Here is a 24,088-nt window from a genome sequence, read left to right on the forward strand (position 1 = left end):
TCCCATGGATTCACGTGATCAGCCACCGAATGTTCGTGAATAACAAGGCTGGTGAAATGTGAGGTGACGGGTTGAGTGCTTTTCCGTTGTCTCGGGCTCAGCTCGCGCTGTGGTTCGCGCAGCAACTGAGTCCGTCAACTCCGTTCGTGGTGGCTCAGTACGTCGAACTACGAGGACCGGTTGACGTCGACGCGCTGATCGAGGCAACGAACACGGCATGTCATGAAGTGGAGTCGGCGTTCGTTCGCCTCGTCGCTACTGATGCCGAGCCGCTTCAGGTCGTCGATCACTCCATCGTCGACGATCTCGAATACCTCGACCTCCGCAGCAATGACGATCCAGTTCAGCGCGCGAACGAGTGGATGACAGCGGAATACTCACGGCCACTTGACGTGATGTCGGATCGCTTGATCTCGGCGACCTTGCTGCACCTGGCAGACAATCACTATTTCTGGTATTCGCATGCCCATCACCTCGTGCTCGACGGGTATGCGGCGATGACACTCACCACGCGAGTGGCCGAGCGCTATTCGCATCTTGTTCACGGCAAGAAGCTGACTCCTTTCGGTGGTGCGGGGGTACGTGCGCTGCACGACCTCGATGTCGACTACCGATCCTCGGCGCGGTATCGATCGGACGAGCAGTACTGGACGGAGATGTCCGAGGGCCTGCCTCGCCCGGTTCGCCTCGCCGACGGCGCCGGGCTGACGTCCATGCCGCAGCGCATGATGGTGCAGACCTTGGATCCGACTCTTGCAAAACAGCTTTCGGATGTCGCGACGGAGTGGACTACGTCCGAGGTGGCGATCCTCGTCGGTGCGTTCGCGTCCTATCTCGGTCGGATGACTGATTCCGACGACGTCGTCCTCAGCCTGCCGGTGTCCGGCCGCACCACGGCAAGGTCGAGACGTTCGGGCGGAATGCTGTCCAACATCGTGCCTGTTCGTGCGCAACTTGATCGGGATCTGTCGCCACAAGAGTTGGTGCGTCAGATCTCGGTGCAGATGACCGGCGCATTGCGGCATCAGCGATTCCGTTACGAGGACATGGGTTTCCAGGGAGATCAGGGCGGATCCCGCGACTCGGCGGGCCCGGCAGTCAACGTCATGATGTTTCACGAAGCGATTCGGCTCGGTGACGTCGTCGGCGAATTTCACGTCCTCACATCCGGACCCACCGAAGATCTGTTCTTCAGCATTTATCCGTCGATCGCGGGGGAGAACGTTCGCCTGTCCTTCGAAGCCAATCCGCGCCTGTACAGCGAACGTGATCTGTCGATGCACCATCGTCAGTTCGTTCGGCTACTCGAGGGATTCCTCGACTCGGCCACCAGGGGGCTCGGTGACCTCCTTGTCCTCTCGGCGGACGAACTGAATGATCTGGTCCCCGCGCTGGGTGCGCGGACGGACGGATTCGCGACGCTCGATTCGGTCATCAGAGACGGGGCAGGGCGGGGGAGTGCCGTCGCGATCCGTGACCAAGGTGTGGACGTCACCTACGACCAACTCGGCGCTCGCGCGGATGCACTGTGCGCCTTGCTCGTAGAGAACGGCGTCGTCCGAGGTGACGTCGTCGGGATCCTCGCCCCGCGGTCGACCGATTCCGTAGTTGCATTTCATGCAGTGGCGCGGGCCGGTGCGGCTCTTCTTTTCGTGGATCCTCAAACACCCTCCGAGCGTGTCGCTTTCATTCTCGACGATGCCAACGTGTCCGTTGTGGTCGGTGACGATCCGGCAGGCGTGCCGGCTTGGGTCTGCGTCGTCAGTCCCAGGGGCGACGAAACTGTCGATGGGCCGATCGATCGAGGTTCGGAGGCCGGTTCATCTATCGCCGACGTGTCCCTGGACGATACCGCCTACGTGGTCTACACCTCGGGGTCGAGCGGACGGCCGAAGGGCGTCGCGGTCAGCCACCGTGGCATTTTGCCGTTGCTGCGTTCTCACGCACGGCGACTGAACATCGATAGTTCCTCCCGAGTCGCGCTCCTGGCATCCACGTCGTTCGACGTGGCGATCCTCGAGATTCTGCTTGCTCACGGCTGCGGTGCGACTGCCGTGGTCGTTCCTCCCGGACTGATCGGCGGAGTGGATCTCGAAGACTATGTGCGGCGCGAGGGTGTCACGCATTTGATCTCGACACCATCGGTTCCGCTGACGATGGATCCTCGGGAACTGCCGGATCTTCGAGTATTGAACGTGGGCGGAGAGCGACCGCCGGGGACGCTCGTCGATGCGTGGTCGAGTCACGTCGACATTGTGAATTCGTACGGCCCTAGTGAAGCAACCGTCGCGGCATTCATGAGCGAGCCGCTGGTGCCTGGCGGTGATACACCGATCGGGCGCCCCATCGACGGCGTTGCCGCTGTGGTGTTGGATTCGTGGTTGCGTCCTACTCCGGTCGGCGCCGCGGGTGAGCTGTACGTGATGGGACAAGGACTGGCGCGTGGGTACCTTTCGCCGACGCTGACGGCGGAGCGTTTTGTCGCGGCGCCAATAGGTACAGCCGACGCTGGTGCACGCATGTACCGCACCGGGGACGTGGTTCGGTGGAACGATGCCGGTCAACTCGAGTTCTTGGGCCGCACTGATCAACAGGTGAAGATCCGTGGAGTACGCGTCGAACTGGGCGAGATCGAAGCTGTGCTCCTGTCTACTCCTGGCGTCTCGCAGGCAGCAGTGGTGGAGCGATCCGGGTCGATTGCAGCGTATGTGACCGTGAGCGAAGACGGAGACGACCGACCTCGTCCGTTGAGTCAGGAGGCGGTGCGCGACCATCTAACTTCACTACTTCCGCGTTCCATGCTTCCGAGTTCGGTGACGATTCTGGCGGCGTTGCCCGTGACAAACCATGGAAAGACAGACCGTGCAGCGCTCCCTGAACCGACGACGGCCGCTGTCGCCGAGCAACGCTCGGCGGTAAGCCGCCCGATCGAATACGACGAGGAATTGATTGCCTCGGTGATGGCCGAGGTCCTCGGCGTCGGAGTTCTCGGACCGCACTCCGACTTGTTCGCCTGGGGCGGTAGTTCTCTCGACGCCGTGTACGTCGCCGCACGAGTGAGTTCCGCCCTCGGAAGGCGGGTGGGTGTCAGGGACGTGTTCGGTGCCCCGACGCCGGCGCAGCTGGCCCGGAAGATCCGCGAGGGTCGGGCAGAGTGGGTGGTGGAACCCCAGCGCATTTCGGACGACGTCTTCGTGAAAATCGCTCCGGCACAACAACGTCTGTGGCTGCTCAATCGTCTGGATCCGCAGTCGTCGGCGTACAACATTGCGTTCGAGGTCTCGTTCAGTGGAGTTCTGGATACCGAGGCGATGAGAGTGGCGGTAGGTGACCTGACCGATCGTCACCTCGTCTTGCGTACTGTTTTCTCGTTCGACCAGAACCGCGACACGTGGCCGGTCCAGGCCGCGACTGCGGCTCCGGTGACTCTGATCGAGGTTCCGTCTGAGGATTACGAGACTGCGTCAGCGGATTTGGTTGCGGCCGGGTTCGACCTGGCGACCGACGCACCTCTTCGCTTGATCCTCACCTCGGAGAGCGACGCCGACCATCGCATGACCGTGGTTGCCCATCACATCGCCCTGGACGGTCTTTCGTTCGCGACGATCGTCTCGGACCTTGTTGAGGCGTACGACGCCCGCGCCGCTGGGAGTTCGCCGATCTGGCCTTCGCCCTCGCTCGACTATCGCGACTATTCCGCTTGGCACAGAACCGTTCTCGGTGATCCTGCGGATCCGCAGAGCCTGGCTGGCCGTCAGTTGGAATTCTGGGAAACAGCTCTCGCCGGCGTTGATCCGACTCTGGCGCTTCCCGCGGACAGATCCCGCCGGCCGGACCAACCGTCGTCGGCGCGGGACGTGACGTTCGAACTGTCCTCGCCCGTCCACGCGGCGCTGAACGAAATTGCCAGAGCACACGACTGCACGACCTTCATGGTGCTGCACGCCTGCCTTGCGATCGCGCTGAGCAAGATCACCGGTGCGCCCGATATTGTCATCGGAACCCCGACGTCCGGTCGAACGCACCCCTCGTTCGACGGCTCCGTCGGTATGTTCGTCGGAACCGTGGCGCTGCGAACGCTCCTGCTCGAGGGAGACACCTTCGGTGAGTTCTTGACTCGAGTACGCGACGTCGACGTGGCGGCACTGTCCAATGCCGACGTCCCGTTCGACTGGGTAGTCGAGCGGGCGGTCGGTGGGGCCGCAGGCGAGAAGAATTCCTTCCTGCACGTGGTTCTTGCCGTCGATCCGGTAGCTTCGGTTCCCGAGATCGCCGTGGGAACGATGACGGCTCGAGGAATTCCGTTGCCTCCCGCGCACCCGCGGTTCGATCTCGAAGTGACTGTGCGCGAAGATCGTACGGTTGACGGAGGTGCGAGCGGCATTTGGGGCACCTTCCGATATGCCGCCGATCTGTTCGATGCGGCCACCGTGGGCGGTTGGGTCGAGCGACTACGTCGAGTGTGCGACTCGGTCACCGAGAACTCGTCAATTATGTTGCGTGACATCGATGTTCTCAGCGTCGACGAGCGCGAAAAACTGCAGGTGCACGTGCCGGCGCCCGCACTTGGTGCGAACTCACTGTCCGACCTGTTCGCCGGGGTCGCGACGAAGCGGTCGAACGCGATCGCGGTGACGAGTAGAAATTCTCGGGTCACCTACGCAGAGTTGCACGTTCGTTCGGAGGCGCTCGCAGCCGCCTTGATCGATCGAGGAATTCGAGTGGGGGATCGGGTGGCCGTCGGCCTCCCTCGCTCGATCGACCTGGTAGTTGCAATTCTCGCGGTCGTTCGGGCGGGCGCCGCGTACGTCCCGATCGACCTGCAGTATCCCGACGCTCGCATCCGATACGTACTCGCCGATGCGCGTCCGAAAGCGATTCTGTCGACGCCCAGCTACGCTCCGCGTTTCGGTGAGTACGAACATGCCGTCGTAGCCGTCGACGAGACGGCTGACGCGGCGCAATGCTGGCCACTTGCGCCCTTGGAGTCCGCCGCTTACGTGATCTACACCTCCGGATCAACCGGCGCCCCCAAAGGCGTGGTGGTATCTCAGGGCAACGTGTTGGCTCTGCTCGCCTCGACTCGAGAGATCTTCGACTTCGGGCCCGAAGATGTGTGGACGATGTTTCATTCGTACGCATTCGACTTCTCGGTATGGGAGATGTGGGGTGCGCTGACCACTGGCGGATCCCTGGTGATCGTGGACGGTGACGTCGCGCGCTCACCCGAAAGATTCTTGGATCTGATTGTGCGGGAACAAGTGACCGTTCTGAATCAGACCCCGGCTGCCTTCTATGCGTTGGCGGAAGTCACGCAGGAAATGCTGCTTCCGCTCCGGTCGATTGTTTTCGGCGGTGATCGCCTCGACGTGGGGCGCGTGGAGGCCTGGTTCGATCGGCACCCGGATGTGCGGGGCGTCAACATGTTCGGAATCACCGAAACTACCGTTCACGTCACCAGTGTCGAACTACCGGCCGGCAACGGAGCTGCCTCGCCGATCGGATCTCCGCTACCGGGCTTGCGCAGCTACGTACTGGACACCGCGCTCGCGCCTGTCCCTCCCGGATCTGTCGGCGAACTGTACGTTGCCGGTCCACAGGTGGCCGCAGGCTACTTGGGTCAACCCGGGATGACGTCTTCACGATTTGTGCCTGAACCGGGATTCGACGGATCGAGGATGTACCGCAGCGGCGATCTGGTCCGTTGGCGAGCCGGTCGACTCGAATATGTTCGCCGCGCCGACGGTCAGATGGCCCTGCGCGGTTACCGCGTCGAACCGGGCGAGGTCGAGACCGCGTTACTGGCTCACAGTTCGGTGGAGCAGGCCGCGGTGGTGGTGCGAGAACTCGACAGCGGGCCGACATTGGTCGGTTACATCACCCCGGAGAAGGGACACGACCTCGACGGCGTATTACGCACTGCCCGTTCGTTGTTGCCCGGGTACATGGTGCCGTCGGCTTTGATGTCGCTTGCGTCATTGCCGGTCACGATCAACGGCAAGATCGACCGCGCGTCGCTGCCGACCCCGGTGTCTCTCACGCAGCCCTCTCGGCAGTCACGAGACTTCTTCGAGCAGACAGTCGCAGCCATCCTGAGCGATTTGATGGACGTTCCGAATGTCGATCCGGTTCGGAATTTTTTCGATCAAGGGGCCAATTCCTTGATCGCCACTCGACTCTCGTCGCGACTGAACGCCGTCCTGGGCTGCAACCTCGACGTCCGCGACGTCTTCGAGCACCCATTCGTCGATCAGCTGGCCGGAATAGCTGCTGCCCGAATCGGTATGGGGCAAGCGTCTCCGGTTTCCTTGGAGCCTCTGTCTTTGGCTCCGCGTTCGGACAATACAGAAGTGCAGCTGTCAGCTTCGCAACACCGAATGTGGATTCTGAATCAGTTGGATACAGAGTCCGCCGGCTACAACATTCCGATCGTGTTGCGCCTGACGGGTGAATTGGATGTAGTTGCAGCCGAACTGGCAATTCGTGACCTGATCGATCACCATCGCACCCTGCGGACCGTGTACCCGGTTGTCGGTGAGCGCCCGGTTCAGAAGGTGCTCGACGTCAGGGAAGTAAGTCCGCCGCTTCAGCTCCAGGCCCTCGCGGGCGAGGACGCCGAGAATCGCGTCGCAGAACTGGTGGGTTCGGGCTTCGATGTCACCACGGATCCGCCTGTACGGGTGGCCCTCTTCCAGGTTTCACCCGACGAGCACGTCCTGGCCGTCGTGGTCCATCACATTGCCGCCGACGCTCGATCGCTGGAAGTGTTGGTACGTGACTTCACTGCCGCGTACATCGCTCGCGCGGAGCAGCAAGCTCCGCAGTGGACGCCGCTCGCGCTCGAGTACGCCGATTACACTGCATGGCAAAGAGAATCGGGGATTCCAGACACGGTATCCAACTACTGGAAGCAGGCTCTCGAAGGCCTTCCCGAGCAGGCGACGCTACCCCTGGACCGCCCACGCTCGACATCCGCTCGCGCGTCGAGCTGTCGAGTGGTGATCTCAGGTTCCGTACGGACGGGCCTGCAAGCGGTGGCACGATCGAACAACGCAACCATGTTCATGGTTGTCCACGCTGCTCTCGCGGCGCTGCTGGCGAGGCACACCGGCAGCAGTGACGTGGTTGTCGGCACTGTCGTGTCCGGACGCACCGCACCTGAACTCGATGAGCTCGTCGGTATGTTTGCCGGCACGATTGTTCTCCGAACCGAAGTCGATCCGTCGGAGTCCTTCGGCCAGTTGGTCGAGCAGGTTTGTCAGCGCGACGTATCGGCGTTCGCGCATGCAGAGATGCCCTTCGAATCGCTGGTTGATCTGATCGACCCACCGCGATCGCGCTCGCGGCACCCGTTGTTCCAGGTGGCGCTCTCGTTCCAAACAGTGCATCCCACCAACTGGTCCGTGCCGGGGTTGTCCGTCACACAGATTGCTCCTGATGTCAGGCACGCAAATTTCGATCTGCAGCTCAACGTCACGGATTCAGGGATCGGCGGCGGTCTCGCCCTCGAATTCGTCTACAACGCTGATCTATTCGACGATCTGACGGTATCGAGCTTTGCGGGCCGGTTCGAGCGCTTTCTGGGTCAAGTGTCGATCGACCCGCAGGTCGCCGTAGGGGAAATCGACCTGTTGGACAGTGCGGAACGAGCTCTTCTCGTCCCCGCACACGGCGCGGCCGACCGGTCTGGTCGATCTCGACGTTCCGGTACGACGCTTGCCTCGATGCTGCGCTTTGGCGTCGAATCCGCCCCGGATGCTGTGGCGGTCGAGGACGAGGGCAACGCACTGACTTATCGGGAAGTCGATGCCCAGTCGAATGTCGCAGCCGACGAGTTGCGCGCCCGGGGAATCGGAGTCGACCAGGTCGTTGCCTGGACTGCAGATCGGTCCGTTGCGTCGATCGTGCAATTGTGGGCAATCGCGAAGGTCGGGGCGGCTCCGGCGTTGGTGGATCCGGAACAGCCGCAGGCACGACTACGCGGTGTTCTCGAAACACTGGGCGAAGGAACGATCGGCGGCCGCAACGCTGGTGGTGAGAACGCTGTTGGTGAGAAGGTCACAGACTCGGCGCGCGAATATTCCGACAGCCTCGCGGCATACGTAGTCTTCACTTCGGGGACGAGCGGAACCCCGAAGGCTGTCATCGTGACCAACGGCGGGCTCGACGTCATCGCCGAAGACCTGCCGGGTAGGTTCTCGTCTGGACCAGGTTCTCGCGTATTCCATCGCGGAGCACCAGGATTCGACATGACGATGCTCGAGGTGCTCATCGCGAGTGCGTCCGGGGCGACGCTCGTCCTGGCGAAGAACGACGAACTGTTCGGTTCGGGACTCGCATCAGCGCTGAGGCGCGAGCGTATTACGCATCTCTGCGCCACACCTACCGTCGTCGCCTCGATCGGTACTCCGTCGCTGCCGGACCTTGCAACGGTGATGTTCGGAGGCGAGCGACTCAGCGGTGCGTTGGCGAAGCGTTGGCACGCCGGACGCAGAGTGATCAACGGATACGGACCCGCTGAGTCGACGATGTATTCGCTTGCTACCGAGCCCCTGTCGATTGAACAATTGTCGACCGACAGTCACGACGGGTCCGTCGGACATCCGCTGGCCGGTGTCGACGCGGTGGTGCTCGATGATCGACTCGAACCGGTGCCGCCGGGAGTTGCCGGAGAACTTTATCTCGCAGGTCGAATGCTCGCACGCGGGTACGCCGGCCAACCTGCGCGAACTGCGGAGCGATTCGTGGCAACCAGTTCAGGCGCCAGGATGTACCGGACCGGCGACCTGGTGATGTGGAAGCCTGAAATCTCCAAACCGGCAACCCAGAAGCCCGAAGGCAACACCTATCGCCTGCACTATCTCGGACGAACCGACGCGCAGGTGAAGGTCAACGGTGTCCGGATCGAGCCGGGTGAGATCGAAGCAGTCATTCAGTCTGTCGCTGACGTCGATTTCTGCGTCGCCGGGGTACGGACCCCCGAAGGTGGAAGTCCGCTGTTGGTCGCCTACGTGAGAAGTCCAGGCGCCGAGAGAGTTGACACGGGTCGGCTTCGCGCCGCCGTCGCAGAAGTTCTTCCGACGTACATGGTTCCGCATGTCATCGTCGAAATCGAGGGCGACATTCCGATGCGGAACGGCAAGGTCGACTTCGCCGGTCTACCGTTGCCGGCACTCGCTGCTTCCCGCACAGAGGGCCCAGAGACTGACACTGAGCACCTGGTTGCTGCGGCTTTTGTCGCCGTTCTGGGCGGAGACGGGGACGATCGTGATGCAGACTTCTTCTCGCTCGGGGGCAACTCGCTCTCGGCCGCGGAGGTCACGTCACTCTTGAGTGGTTCCCTGGGACAGGTTGTTCCGCTGAGGACCGTATTCGAGCATCCGACGGTTGCGGCGTTGGCAGCCCGGCTCGATTCGCTCGAGCAGAACGACTCGGTGACCGATCTTGTCCGACTGGAGCCGCGCCGCGATCCCACGCCCGCACCCCTGTCACGAAACCAGCGTGCGATGTGGGTACTCAATCAGCGGAACACAGCGAGCGGTGCGTACAACCTGCCGATCTGCATCGAGATCGACGGTGAACTCGACGTGTCCGCGCTGCGTCAAGCCGCGACCGATCTTGTCGGCCGGCATGAGGTCCTCAGAACCCGGTATCCGGGCACTCCACCGGTTCAGGTCGTAGATCTTCCGTCTTCGGTGGCAGTGGAAACGCGACTGGTCGGCGACGTCGAGGTCGAAGTGCTGCTGCGGGAGTTCGGCTCGCGCGGTTTCGACGTGGCCGCAGACCTGCCGGTGCGCTGGATGCTGCTCCAACTGTCGCCGGTCAGACATGTTCTGGCGGTAAGTTTTCACCACATCGCAGTCGACGGGGTGTCGATGCGAACTGTGGTCGGCGATCTCCTGACCGCTTACGGCAAGCGCCGAGCCGGACTGGATCCGCAGTGGCCTCCGCTGCCGATCCAGTACGGGGATTTTGCCGCGTGGGAGGCAGCGAGTGACGTTTCCCCTGTCGTCGAAGAGTTCTGGCGCCGAGCACTCGACGGCGTGACGTCTGTGTCACCGCTGACGGTGGATCACACTGACGACGGACCGGTTTCCGCGGCGCAGCGAGTGAACTTTTTGATACCAGCCGTCGTCACCTCGGCACTGCAGGCGCGAGCAGACCGGATGAAGGTCTCGCTGTTCGCGGTGGTTCATGCGGCACTGTCCGTGGTGCTTGCCAAGCTGAGCGGGAATCCCGACGTCGTGATCGCGACCGCGGTCGACGGACGGCGTACGCCCCAACTCGACGGCGTGGTCGGAATGTTCGTCGATACGGTGCCTCTGCGCCTGCGGATCGACGGGGACATGCCGATCGATCTTCTGTTGGCTACAGCTTTCGATGCTGACGTGGCAGCGTTCGAATACAGCTCTGTTCCTGCCGAATTGGTTGGTGAGTTACTCGGTGGACGAACTCCCCAAGTTGCGCTGGGTCTGCAGAATTTTGCGCTCCCTGCCGTGGAGGTGGCCGGTCTCACGATCGAGGCTCGTGAAATCGAGACCGCAACAACGAAGTTCCCCATGCATGTCTCGCTCGCACCCGCTGTCGACGGATCATTGACCGGCGCTGTCGTCTATGCCGCGAGCGCGTTCGATCCGTCGAGCGCCGACGCGGTTACTCGACATCTGTCGAGAGTGCTCACCTCGATTGCCGAGGATGTGCCAGTACACGTTTCGGATCTCGCGGTGGGCGCGGCGCCCAGTTGGACTGCTGTCGAGGTCGATTCGTCTCGGACGCTCACCGAGATCTTTGCCTCCACAGCGGCGCGATTCCCGAACAACATTGCTCTCGACGACGGACAGAGCACGGTGACGTATGCCGAACTCGACTCCGCCTCGGATGCTCAAGCCTGGGAACTGGTGGCTCGGGGAGCAGGGCCGGGCGCTGTGTACGAGATTCCGGCAGTGCGAACTATCGCTTACCTGGTCCGAATGTTGGCCATCACGAAAACGGGCGCGGCATTCGTGCCGATCGACCCTGACCTGCCGACGGCACGGTTGAAGCAGCTGCGCACAGTGCTCTCCGACCGCAGTCCTGTTCCCGGCCGGCAGTATCCGGATTCAGTTGCGTACGTCGTTCACACGTCCGGGTCGACCGGTGAACCGAAAGGCGTTGCAGTCACCCACCGAGGACTGGGCCTTCTGACCGAAGACGCAATCCGGAAGTACGGGGTGACTTCGGACTCGGTTGTGCTGCACGGATACAAACCGACGTTCGATGCAGCGATCCTCGAGATGATGCTGGCGATCGGCGCCGGGGCTACCTTGGCGGTCGCGCCTCGTGAGGCTTTCGGCGGAAGGGCACTCGAAGAGTTTGTCGCAGAACGCGGCGTCACTCACATGTTGTCGACTCCGGCCGTACTCGACACCATGGCACCGGAGCGGTTCGACTCGCTCGAGGTAGTGGCAGTCGGTGGCGATGTGCTCTCACCTTCCACCGCGCGCGCGTGGAGTCGCCGTGCACGAATGCTCAATGCGTACGGACCGACTGAATGCACCGTGGTCACGACTGTCGCTGAGGTGGATCATCGGGTCACCATCGGAGTTCCGCTCACCGGAATCGGTGCAGAGGTACTGGATACGCGACTGCATCCGGTGCCGTGGGCCGGGATCGGTGAGTTGTACGTCAGCGGACCCGGGCTGGCGATGGGCTACGCCGGAGATCCCGCCGGCACCGCCAGTTCGTTTGTCGCCGCACCAGGTGGGCGCCGCCGTTATCGGACCGGTGATCTGGTTCACCGCCGCACCGATGACACGCTCGGATTTGTCGGACGCTCCGACCGCCAGATGAGTGTGCGAGGAATCCGCGTCGAGCCTGCCGAGATCGAATCGGCCCTGCGTCGGTGCCTCGGCGTCGAGGCCGCTGCGGTTGTCCTCGTCGACGAGATCGCTGTGGCATGTGCGGTTGGTGAGTCATTGGAGTCGGATCAGCTGACAATCGAGTTGGCAGCGATGTTGCCTGCATACCTGATGCCCGGCCGAGTAGTCGTGTTGGAGTCGATCCCGCTCACGTCGAACGGAAAGCTGGACGCAGACGCGTTGCGGCGTCATGTGTTCGAGAGCCAGACACCCGACGCAGCAGTGACGGTTTCGGAGGAACTCGTCACCGCTGTCATGTCGGAACACGTGTCCGGAAGCTTCGGCGCTCTGCACAACCTGTTCGAATCGGGGGGTGATTCGTTGGCCGCGGCCGCGGTGGCAGGTCGGCTCGCCTCGATCTTCGCCCGGGACGTGCCTGTTCGAGCCGTCTTCGACAATCCGTCACCGCGAGCGATGTCTCAGTGGCTTTCGTCGAGCGCATCCGACGGCACACGCCGCGATTTGACTCGACGCGATCCCGGGATGCCCGCGCCGCTGGCGCCCTCTCAACAGCGACTCTGGCTGATCAATCAGCTTCAGCCGGAATCGACCGCGTACAACCTGACGTTTGCAGTAATCCTGGCAGAAGGCATCGATCGCTCGCTATTGAGCAGCGCACTCGGTGACGTCGTCGATCGCCACGCCGTACTGCGAACTGTGTTGGTTCCGGGTGAGTTCGGTACACAGCAGGTCGAAATAGATTCTGTTGCATTCGATCTCACTCCGGTGCCGGTCGACGATATTCGTGCGAGCGCTCGATCCTTCGCGAATGTGCAGTTCGATCTCGAACGAGAAGTTCCACTCCGAGTGCGTGTATTCACCGAGAATGCAGGGGTCGTCTCGGCAGGATCGACGGTCCTGGTCATCGTTGTTCACCACATCGCAATCGACGGTGCTTCGATGGGACCAATCCTGGCCGATTTCGCGGCAGCCTTCGAGGCCAGGGCAGTTGGAAAAGAATGGGATCGCTCCGCCGACGGGATCAGCTACGGCGATTACAGTCTGTGGGCGAGAGAGAGTTTGGGTGATCCCGAGGATTCTCTCAGCGTGGCCCACCGGCAACTCGACTACTGGTCGAGCGTCCTTCGTGGCGTCGAGGATGTGTTGGCTCTACCCGTCGACAAGCCCCGGAGTCCGCTGTCCTCACGATCCGACGAGATGGTGACGGAAGTCCTCGACGGCACCACCTACGACGCGTTGTCGGCGTTGGCCCGCTCGCACGGCGTCACGGTATTCATGGTCGTCCACAGCGTGATTGCCGTGCTGCTCGCTCGTGAGTGCGTCACGGATGATGTCGTTGTGGGAGCAGCGGTGAGTCTGCGCAACGATCCGGCGCTTCGCAATGTCGCCGGCATGATGGTGGGCACCGTCGCGTTGCGCACGAGGATCAACTCCGCCGAGCACTTCACAGCAGTCTTGGACGAGGTTCGCCGCGTCGATCTGGAAGCGATGGCGAACGCGGATGTTTCGTTCGACGATGTAGTCGCAAAAGTCGATCCGCCGCGCAGGATGAACGAGCATCCACTGTTCACGGTCATGCTGGCATATCGACGAGCGCTCGAGTTGCCGCAGATCGACGGGGTATCTGTCTTCGACCTCGACATCGCAGGGGCATCGACGGGCTACGACTTGACGTGGGATCTGGTCGACGCCGGTGACAGTCTGACCATTCGATTGTTGTACGCCACGGACAAGTTCCGGAAGTCGACCGCGGAACTGTTCATGCAGCGAGTGACACGCATCGTCGAATTGGTGACAGCCGAACCCGAGATTGTAGTCGGGGAGATCGAACTGTTGTCCGGACTCGAACGCTCGGCGTTGACCGTTGCGAATCCCCGCAGCGTCGAACCCCTGACGATTGCCGACATTTTCGAACGTGCACTGCGTCAGGCACCCGACGCAGTAGCGCTGGAAGAGAACGGCCGACTCTGGACTTACCGCGACCTGCACGAGGCGTCGTCGCACTGGACGCGCGAGTTGGTGGGCCGGGGAATCGGGCCTGACGGCGTCGTCGCCGTTGCGCTCGGTCGCGGATATCTGTGGATCGTTGCGTTGTGGGCAGTGGCGCGGGCAGGCGCAGCGTGGCTGTCGCTCGATCCGGCGTTGCCGACAGTGCGCCGGCAGACGATGGTCGAGGAGTGCGGTTCGGTTGTCGGCTTGACAGCAGAAGGAGCAGTCGAGAGTTTGCCCGATTGCGTCGAGTGGTTGTCGATGGATGAATCACGCACTGCGAGTGAGGCTACCGAGGTATCGGCAACGCCGGCTCGTCCCGACAACCTTGCCTATGTCATCTACACGTCGGGTTCGACGGGAAGACCCAAGGGCGTCGAGGTTTCACATCGCGGAATCATGAATGTCTACACCGCGCACGCCGAGATCGCCCAGCTCGATCGTGGCCCCCGTGTCCTGCAATTGGCGTCGTCGACCTTCGATGCGTCGGTGATCGAGATTCTTTTGGCGGCTGCGGGGTGTGGAACGTTGATTCTGGCTCCCGACTTCGTCTACGGGGGAGAGGAACTCACGAGTCTGCTGGTGGCTGCCGACGTCACGCATTTGATCGTGACGCCGACCGTCCTGGCGACAGTCGATCCGGATGCAGTGCAACCGTTGATCGTCGAATCGATGGGGGAGCCGCTCTCTGCGCGCCTTGCGTCGGCGTGGTCACCCCGACATCGCATCGTCAACGGATATGGGCCGACCGAATCAACGATCGCGGCATCGATTTCCGCGCGGATCACTGACGGGGACGTCACTGTCGGCACTCCAGTCCCTGGTACGACGGCACTTGTCCTCGATCAGAGGCTTCGACCGGTTCCGGATGGCGTTGCGGGAGAACTGTTCCTCGCCGGTGAGAATCTGGCACGGGGGTACGTCGCCTCCCCGGGTCTGACGTCCGAGCGCTTTGTTGCCAATCCTTATGCGGTGGGGACTCGGATGTACCGCACGGGTGACCTCGTTCGTCGTCGGCGTCACGACCGAGCGCTCGAGTATCTGGGCCGCAACGACGCACAGGTGAAGGTTCGGGGTGTTCGCGTGGAACCGGCGGAGGTCGACGCGGCTCTGTCAAGCCATGGAGCAGTGACCTTCTCGGTTACCGTTGTCTCCGACGATGAGCGCGGGTCTACTGAGCTTCGGTCGTATGTAACTCTGGCGGAGAACAATTCTGTGACGGAAAAGGAGCTGCGTGACTTTGTCTCCGGCTTGCTGCCGAAACACCTGCTGCCTTCCTCGGTAACGGTGGTGGTCCGGGTCCCGTTGCTCGCATCGGGGAAGATCGACGTCGCGGCTCTTCCTGCTCCTGCACCGCAGGTAGGGTCGAGTGTGGATCGACCCGTCTCGGCTACCGAACGTCAAGTGGCACAGGCATTCGAGAGTGTCACAGGCGCGGTATCGGTGGGCCGTCATGACGACTTCTTCGAACTCGGCGGTACGTCCATGGGAGCCGTTCAGGTGGCTTCGCGAGTGCGTGAGGCCCTGAACAGAGATTTTCCTGTTCAATGGATTTTCACCGATCGAACTGTGGCCGAACTTGCCTCTCGGTTGGACCTCGATCATGCCGATGACTTGGAGGGTGATTCGTCTCGTTCGGATCCGCTGGACACGATCGTCATGTTGGGCGGCAATCCTGACGACGTACGGCCGCCGTTGTTCTGCGTGCATCCGGTCAGTGGAATTGCCTGGTGCTACGCCGGACTCGTCGGTCGGCTCGAAGGTCGACGGGTGTACGGCATCCAGGCAACGGGAGCAGGTGAGCTACCCGGCACGGTGGCGGAGTTGGCGTCGGGGTATGTCGATGCCGTACGGATGGTGCAACCGTCGGGTGAATACCATCTGCTGGGGTGGTCTGCCGGCGGAACGATCGCGCTCGAGATGGCGAGCCAGCTCGAAGAGGCCGGCGACCTGGTCGGTTCGGTTGCAATGCTCGACGCACTGCTGCCGGAGATGATGCCGTCTGTACAAGCAGCCCCGGAGCCTTCCGAATTGTTCGCGCAGATCGGGCTGACTGAGGTTGAAACGGCTACCACAGCAGTGACTTTCGTAGACGTCGCAGCGGAAATCAGAAGGCAGACCGGTATGGATTTCCTCACCGATGCGGTTCTCGAATCGGTAGTCGGCCGGGTGGAAAAACTGTCGCGAATCGTCCGGGATCACAGGCCGAGGCCCTTTTCGGGGTCAGTGGAACTCTTTGTGGCGCAGCATGATCTGCCTGAACATCGTCACTTGGTCGAAAAGTGGTCTGAACTGGTGGGCCCGTTGCGAACGTATCTGGTCGACTGCTCTCACTCGGAAATGTCGAGCGTGGAGGTTTTGGCGAGCGTCGCGAAAGTCCTCGTCGACAATCGCCGAAGCATCGAATCCGAAGCGGGGGAGCGCAATCACACTGGGGTGCAGTAGATCTGCGGCGCCGGGACTTTGGTCCGGAGTTTTCACCCCCGGGGGTCCCCATGCTTCCGTTCCGCAAGTAGAACCCGTAGCATTTTCCTTGTGGCAGTAAGCCATTCAGAAACTATCTCCGGAGGATCGTATGTTGGGTTCCCTTTTTTCCATCAGCTCTGAAATCGGTGTCCCGTCCGTCGACGCGCTCTTCGAGGCTGCTCGGACCATCATCGGCGCGCTCTTCGGCCTGAGCTGACACGTCGCAGCGACCTTCCCCCGCGGTGAAGAAAGTCCCTGTTCTCCGACAAGGAGAACAGGGACTTTCGTGCAGCCTGCAGGTGAGCGTTTGCGTGGCGGTGAGTGGGTGACCTACCGGCCGTTCTGTTGATACGCGATCGCTGTCAGCGATCCGACTTCGACGTTCACGTCTGCGGTGCTGGTGAGCCCGATCTTGTGGGTCGACTGCCCGGGAGCTTTGCAGGCACCAGAAGGTCGGAACCGGGGGCCTCGACAAAAGTTGTCGCTGTGCGCGGGTAGCTCGCTCAGTCGATGCCGAGCATCTGCTTGAGCTCGTGCACGCCTGTCACTTCGACGGGATACGGCGGTGCGACAAAATCTTCGCGGCTGAGGGTGAAGAGACGCCGCACGGTCATTCGGCCGTCGGCAGCCAACTCCTCTATCGTGCCGTCTGCGCGGTACCCGACTTTGGTCGACACCGTGATCGAGGCGGGGTTGTCGGTGAACGCCGACGACGCGACGCTGCGTGCGCCCAAAGAGTCGAATGCGAATGCGCAGATAGCCTGTCGGGCGAGAGTACCGATACCCCGGCCTTGGAACTCACGCCCGATCCACGAGCCGGTTTCACCGGTACGACTGTTGGGGAAGTCCGTCGCGGCAAACGCCTGACAACCTACGATTTCCCCGTCGACAACGATGGCTGTTTCGAATTTCCAGTCGGCGACGCTCATCGCTCCGCGGACCGACCAGTGATATTGGATGAACCTTCGCGACACTTCGTCCGGCGTGCCCACAGTCCAGGGGACAAGAAAAGGCATCTGTTCGGCAGGGTGAATGCCGGCTCGAACCAGCGCATCGAGTTCGGGGAAATGGTCGTCGCGCACAGGGGTCAAGGTGACGGGCCCACACGTGATCGTTACTCCGTACGGAGGCCAGATCTCGTTCAGTGGATCAACCATCGTGCTCAGACTTTCGTTCGTGTGCGAATCGGGTCACAGTCTGGCATGCCAGGCCCGTCCGAGTGAGCGACTTCTGGTCATCGGGATTCTTTTGCCCTCGCGGTACGGAGTCGTGACATTAGTGTGTGGACGGTGACTACAGACAAACCGGTACGTCTTCGTGAAGGTAGATCGCCTGACAGGCTTTCGCGTGGTGTGGTGGCCGGATACGCAGCGGGAAGTGTCGGTACGGGTGGATTCGGTGTTCTGCCAGGTCTGGTACTGGCGTACTACCTGACCGACACGCTCGGCGTTGCCGCGGCGCTCGCGTCGCTCGTGGTCATCGTTCCGAAAATCGCCGATGTCCTGATCGACCCGCTGATCGGGTCGATCAGCGATCGTGGCTCTCACCGAACTGGTACGCGAGTGCCACTCATGCTCGCAGGTGCTCTGGCTTTGCCCTTGCTCTTCATTCTCACGTTCTCGGCTCCCGTGTCTGCCGGCCCTGGAGTCGGGGCGTTGTGGGTGCTCGTCTTCTTCCTGCTCGCGGCCAGTGCCTACAGTCTCTTTCAGGTTCCGTACATCGCGTTGCCGACCGAGTTGACCGGCGATTATCACGAGCGCACTCGCTTGGTATCGGTTCGAATTGCCGTGTTGGCCCTGACAATTCTGGTCATCGGTGCCGGCGGCCCCGAGCTCCGCGATGCCGCCGGGGGCGGCGCGCGCGGCTATCTCGTCATGGCGATCGGGGTGTCGGCGTTGATGTGCGGGGCAATGATCTGGGCAGTTCGCGGAGCAGCGCGCCACACGGTGACTCACGCGGATGCCCCGACCGGCTCGTTGCTTGTGCAGTATCGGGACGGGTTCGACGCGATACGACACACTCGCTCGTTCCGATTGCTGGTCATCGTGTTCGTGCTCCAAGCTCTTGCGACCGCGGTGATGTTGGCTGGTGCGCAATACCTGGCGACGTATGTGATGGGCAACGAAGGTGCACTCACCGGGCTGTTCGTCGCACTCGTCGGGCCGGCCCTCGTCGTGATGCCGCTGTGGTATCGGTTCTCTCATCGGTACGGAAAGCTTCGCGGCTACGTCGTCTCTTCGGTTCTGTTTGTCGTGGCGACGGCGTTGTTGACGCTCGCTGCGCTCGACGCCGGCCCGTGGATCTACGGCGCCGTCGCCCTTGCCGGCGTTGCCTATGCCGGGATGCAGGTGTTCCCGCTGGCGATGCTCCCGGACGTCATCGAAGACGACGCGCGAATCGGTGGTCGCCAGCGTGGTGGCTCGCTCAGTGGTATCTGGACCGCCTCGGAAACCGCAGGCCTGGCCCTCGGACCCGCCGTGTTCTTGGGTGTTCTCGCAGTTACCGGTTTTGTCTCGAAAACAGCGGGGGAGAGCGTCGTACAACCGGAATCGGCGCTCACCGGTATCGCCCTGGGGTTCTCGATCGTGCCGGCAATCCTGGTTGCGATAAGCCTGGTCGTATTACGGAATTACCACACCGATCAAGAATCCACTCACGAGAACGCAGGTGAACGATGAGTTCCACTCAGTCCGAGGCACTTCAGGGCAAAATCCTCGAGAGCTCGAACCTCGAGAGCCGAGCCGCTGACATCTTGGGCCGGTTGCGTTCGCTCCGTGAACAGGATGCTCCGACGCACGGCGGCCGTGTTCTGTCGTACGTGTACGACAGCGGTCTCGCAGCCCTCGACGAGTTGGCAGCGGACGCAGCTCGATTGGTTCAGCCCGTCAACGGTCTCGATCCGACGGTGTTTCCCTCCACTGCGGTCATGGAGCGTGAACTGGTGGCGTTCGCGCGCGAGTTTCTCCATGGAACTTCGGACACGGCGACGGATACAGACGCAGGAGCAGAAGGAGTGGTCGTCGGTAACGTCACCAGCGGCGGAACGGAGAGTTGTGTGTTGGCAGTCAAGGCCGCTCGCGACTTTCGCGGTCTCCCACCGGGGGAGGGCTCGCTGGTTCTTCCGACCACCGCGCATGCCGCTTTCCACAAGGCGGCGCACTTGCTCGGGCTGGAACTGATCCTGGTGCCGGTGGATCCCACGTCGGGGCGCGTCGACGCACAAGGTATTGCGGCAGCGGTGCGGGACGACACGGTATTGATCGTCGTCTCTGCGCCCAATTATCCGTTCGCGGCGCTCGATCCGATCGCCGAAGTCGCGGAAGTTGCTCGTGCACGGTCGATTCCATTGCATGTCGACGCCTGCATCGGCGGACTTGCGTTGCCGTGGTGGGGTGATCTGCCGCCCTGGGATTTCCGGGTGGCCGGTGTCACCAGCATGTCGGTCGACTTCCACAAGTACGGATACTCACCCAAAGGCGTCTCCGTGTTGCTGCACCGTGGGCGGGATCTGCATCGCAAGCAATATTTCGGACTCACGGACTGGCCGGGCTATCCGGTGGTCAATCCCACTCTTCTCGGTTCCAAATCCGTTGCTGCCCTGGCCGGGGCGTGGGCGATTTCGCAAGTCCTCGGTCAACCCGGGTATGCCGAATTGGTGTCCCGGGCGCAGCGGGCGACCCGTGCGCTCATCGACACGGTCCAGAGCGTCGACGGGCTTCGCGTCGTGGGCTCGCCGGTGGGACCGCTGTTCGCGGTCGCTGCCGACGATTTCGTGCCGCTCGAACGCCGAGTGGATCCGCATCGCTGGGTGAGCGCCGTCGGTGCCCGGGGTTTCGTCCTTCAAGGGCAGCCGGCGGCGACGCAATCCGACGGGACGACGTTGCCTCGAACAACCCACCTCACCGTCACCCCGGTAACGGAGTCTGTGCTCGGTGAGTTGACCAGCGCGCTCGTCCTCGGTGCCGACGACGTTCGCGGCCTGGCGGCAGCGCAGGCACCGCCGGCCCTGGCAGAGTTGGCCGGAGCATTCGAACGTGGCGATGTCACCGTCGCCGATGTACTCGCTTTGCCCAGTGACGCCGTTGCGGCAGCATTGACGTCGGCGGGGCTGGATCCGCGGGGCTCTTCTGATTCGCCGCTGGACATGGCTGCGGTGCTGGCGGCAGTGGAATCGCTGCCACGCGAGGTAACCAAGCGGTTGTTGGTGGAGTTTCTCGCCGGACTGGTGGAGCCCTGAACTCAGCGACGAATACCGAAACCGTGATGAACACTGCCTAAAACTCGGACAAATGGCGCGAAAGTTTCGCGCATCGGGCGTAAGTTTTCTGTCATCGGCTAACCATCTTTTGTCGGAGGGTTGATTTGTGACTGGCGCCGCGACCAAGATTCTGACAGTTTTCGAGGACATGATCGGGGTTCCGCTTCCGATTCGAGTGCGTTGTTGGGACGGTTCCGAGGCGGGCCCGCCGGACGCCGCTGCACAGGTGCATTTCCGGAATCGGCGTGCATTGCGGCGAGTCCTGTACTCTCCCAACGAGTTGGGGTTGGCGAGGGCGTACGTGTCCGGGGATCTTGACGTCGACGGCGATATCTTTGCGCTCCTCGACGTCCCGGACCTCGTCACGCGGCTCGGTGAGAATCGATTGTCGGCGTTGCCGTTGCGCTCGATCGTGCGCGCCGCCGGTACTTTTGCCGGCTTGGGGGCGCTGGGTCTACCGCCATCACCCCCGTCGATCGAGATGCGTCGTAAGCGAGGCAAACGGCACAGCAAATCGCGCGATTCTGCGACTGTCTCCCATCACTACGACGTCGGGAATCGCTTCTACGAACTGTTTCTCGGGTCGAGCATGGTCTATTCGTGCGGATACTGGCCGGAGGGGGTCGAATCCCTCGAAGCCGCTCAGTTCGCGAAGCTGGACCTGATTTGCCGCAAGCTCGATCTGAAGCCGGGAATGCGACTGCTCGACGTCGGCTGTGGTTGGGGATCGATGGCACTGCACGCTGCCCAGAACTACGGGGTCGATGTCGTCGGGGTGTCACTGAGTAACGAGCAGGTCGAGTACGCCAAAGGGCGAGTTGCCGATGCAGGTTTGACCGACCGCATCGAGATTCGGGTGCAGGACTACCGCGACGTCGATGACGGCCCGTACGACGCGATTTCGAGTATCGGGATGTCCGAGCATGTGGGCCTGGTCAATTTGCCGGTGTACACGGCAAAACTCTACGACCTTCTCGTGCCGCAGGGGCGTCTGCTCAATCACGCCATCGCAGCGGTGAAGTCGTTGTCGGACAAGGCCGAAGACGGACCCAGTTTCATCGACAGCTACATCTTCCCGGACGGCGAGATACTTCCGCTGAGTAAAACCATTGATGCGCTGGAACTTTCAGGTTTCGAGACACGTGACAGTGAAGCGTTGCGTGAGCATTACGCACTGACGCTGCGAGCGTGGGTGCAGAACCTTCGCGAGAACTGGGACGCGGCAGTCCTACAGGTCGGTGCTCCCCGAGTGCGAACCTGGTTGCTGTACCTCGCTGCCAGTGCGCTGGGTTTCGAGGAGCCACACAGGCTTACGATTCATCAGGTTCTGGCCGTGAAACCAGGGGATCGGGGGGCCAGCGGTATGGCCCGCTCGCGTAAGAGTTGGTACCGATCGATTGAAGTCCCGCAGATCGAAACCGGTCCGCGCATCGACTGAGGCCTATACGTTGGATTTCCATGAGCACCCGGAAGGTCGTCCTCGCGGCAGTGAAGATTTCGGCCGTGGCGATCTCGGCACTGTTGCCCACGTCGCTGCTGTTCACACCGATATCGAATGCCGAACCGGTGAGCGATTTCTACGACGCGAGTCCAGACGACGTCGGTGATCCGGGATCGGTGATCCGGACGGAACCACTTCCGCTTGCCGGCGCCGTCGGCGCAGTGCCTGGTGTGGGGACTCGGATCCTGTACGCGAGTACCGACACCCACGGATCCAAGGTGGCCGTGTCGGGCTCGTTCCTGGAACCGGCCGCCCCGTGGTCAGGGGCGGGGCCGCGCCCGACAGTCGTGATCGGTCCGGGCACGCAAGGCCAAGGTGATCAGTGCGCACCGTCGAGGATGTTCCCCACTGCCGGTCAGCTCCGCCTGGCGGAGCCTGGGAATCCGTCGAACTACGGTGCCGGCGTGGACAGTGTCGGTGTCAACTACGAGTCCGCCTTCGCATTCGCTTTCCTCGCCCAGGGCGTTCGCGTGTTTGTCACCGATTACATCGGACTCGGAACGCCAGGCGTCCACACTTACGTCAATCGCGCCGAGGAAGCCCACGCGATGTTGGACGGTGCACGCGCTGCCCGAACCCTGGCGAAGGCAGGGGCGGACGATCCGATAGCGCTCTGGGGGCATTCTCAGGGCGGCGGGGCCACTGCCGCAGCAACCGAACTGGCGCCCGAATACGCGCCTGAGGTGAATCTGGCCGGGAGCTACGCGAGCGCGCCCCCGGCCGACCTGGCAAGCGTTCTGCGTCATATCGACGGTACCGGTCTGATGGCCGCGATCGGCTACACGATCAACGGCGTCCTCGACCGCTATCCAGCCGCCCGAGAACCGATCGAATCTCGACTGAACGACTACGGTCGGTCCGTGCTCGCAGATGTAGCTGGGCAATGCCTCATCGATTCCCGAACCAAGTACGGGAAGCAGTCGACGGCGTCTTGGACCACGGACGGACGACCCCTTGCCGACGTGGTGGAGTCGGTACCGGAGATCCAGCAGGTGATCGAGGAACAACGCATCGGGCGTCGAACCCCGGCCTCGCCGATCCTTGTCAACGGAGCGCTCAACGACGATTTCATCCCGTACGAGCAAACCCGGCGCCTGGTTCAGGACTGGTGTGCGCGTGGGGCCGAGGCGACGTTGTTCACCGACACCCTGCCCGCGGTGAATCCGGGGAGCGGCAACAATCATCTCGCACCGGCGGTGGCGGATTTCGGCGTCGGATTGCAGTACGTGCTGGACAGATTCAACGGCAAGCCGATAGTCGGCGCGTGCAACGCCTGAGTCGCCGTGTCACGTAACCACCGTCTCACTTCTAACAGTGGTTGACTGAGCCCGTGAACGATCGACCGCACGACCTTCCTATCAAGCCGGTTCCGCGGAGCGCCCTGGGTGCCGGGCCGGCGCTGAGAGTGTCGACGGGTCTGCTGCTCGGTGTGGCCGCTGGTGTCGTCACGGCGTTGGTCGGCTATCCCCGGTTCGCGTTTCTGATCGGCTGGGATGTGGCGGCGATGGTGTTCACGGTGTGGACGTGGATTCTGGTCTGGCCCTTCGACGCGACGCTCACAGCAAGCCACGCAACGCGCGAAGAGCCGGCCCGCAATGTCGCACATCTGCTGATTCTCGGCGCCGCCGTCGCGAGCCTGGTCGGTATCGCGTTCCTGCTCCTGGCGGCACCCGACGGACATCACTACCAAGTCGTGGCGGCATCGGTTGCAGTCGGCAGCGTCGTGATCTCGTGGCTGGCGGTCCACACGCTCTTCGCCCTCGGATATGCACGGCTGTATTACTCCGGCCCCGACGGCGGAATCGATTTCAATCAGGAAGAACCGCCGCGGTACAGCGATTTCGCCTACGTGGCGTACACGGTCGGGATGAGCTTCGCGATTTCCGACACCAACTTGAAGTCGTCGGACATGCGTGCGATGGCGCTTGGGCACGCATTGCTGTCGTACCTGTTCGGTTCGGTGATCGTGGCGTCCGTCGTCAATTTGATCGCGGGCCTGTGATCGATCAAGCCGTG

At 62.3% G+C, this 24,088-nt stretch carries 7 protein-coding genes; 6 read left to right on the forward strand and 1 reads right to left on the reverse strand.

Features of this window, described 5'->3' with window-relative positions; translation table 11 throughout:
* Positions 1 to 71 precede the first annotated feature (71 nt).
* The gene (locus ACFWAD_RS22555; RefSeq protein ID WP_378547896.1) at positions 72 to 16,292 is read left to right on the forward strand and encodes an amino acid adenylation domain-containing protein; all 16,221 of its coding nucleotides are present in this window, start codon (positions 72 to 74) and stop codon (positions 16,290 to 16,292) included.
* Positions 16,293 to 16,816: 524 nt separating this feature from the next.
* Here the strand turns inward: ACFWAD_RS22555 and ACFWAD_RS22560 are convergent.
* Positions 16,817 to 17,470, reverse strand: coding sequence for a GNAT family N-acetyltransferase (locus tag ACFWAD_RS22560; RefSeq protein WP_378547899.1), 654 nt, complete (start codon positions 17,468 to 17,470; stop codon positions 16,817 to 16,819).
* A 123-nt stretch (positions 17,471 to 17,593) separates the two neighbouring features.
* Here ACFWAD_RS22560 and ACFWAD_RS22565 point away from each other — a divergent pair, with 123 nt between their 5' ends.
* The 5 genes from ACFWAD_RS22565 (at position 17,594) to ACFWAD_RS22585 (ending at position 24,074) form a co-directional block, all read left to right on the forward strand.
* Complete coding sequence (locus ACFWAD_RS22565; RefSeq protein WP_378547902.1) at positions 17,594 to 18,991, forward strand: MFS transporter; 1,398 nt, start codon at positions 17,594 to 17,596, stop codon at positions 18,989 to 18,991.
* Positions 18,988 to 20,550, forward strand: coding sequence for a pyridoxal phosphate-dependent decarboxylase family protein (locus tag ACFWAD_RS22570; protein ID WP_378547905.1), 1,563 nt, complete (start codon positions 18,988 to 18,990; stop codon positions 20,548 to 20,550). The genes ACFWAD_RS22565 and ACFWAD_RS22570 overlap by 4 nt, the downstream gene beginning before the upstream one ends.
* A gap of 127 nt (positions 20,551 to 20,677) precedes the next feature.
* Positions 20,678 to 22,009, forward strand: coding sequence for a class I SAM-dependent methyltransferase (locus ACFWAD_RS22575; RefSeq protein ID WP_378547908.1), 1,332 nt, complete (start codon positions 20,678 to 20,680; stop codon positions 22,007 to 22,009).
* A 20-nt stretch (positions 22,010 to 22,029) separates the two neighbouring features.
* Positions 22,030 to 23,349 (forward strand): lipase family protein, encoded by a 1,320-nt coding sequence (locus tag ACFWAD_RS22580; protein WP_378547911.1) that lies wholly within the window; start codon positions 22,030 to 22,032, stop codon positions 23,347 to 23,349.
* Positions 23,350 to 23,402: 53 nt separating this feature from the next.
* On the forward strand, positions 23,403 to 24,074 hold the full coding sequence (locus ACFWAD_RS22585) for a DUF1345 domain-containing protein (RefSeq protein WP_378538706.1): 672 nt from the start codon (positions 23,403 to 23,405) through the stop codon (positions 24,072 to 24,074).
* The last annotated feature ends 14 nt before the right edge of the window (positions 24,075 to 24,088 follow it).

The sequence above is a fragment of the Rhodococcus sp. NPDC059969 genome, from assembly GCF_042738325.1.
In the GTDB taxonomy this organism is placed as follows: domain Bacteria; phylum Actinomycetota; class Actinomycetes; order Mycobacteriales; family Mycobacteriaceae; genus Rhodococcus_F.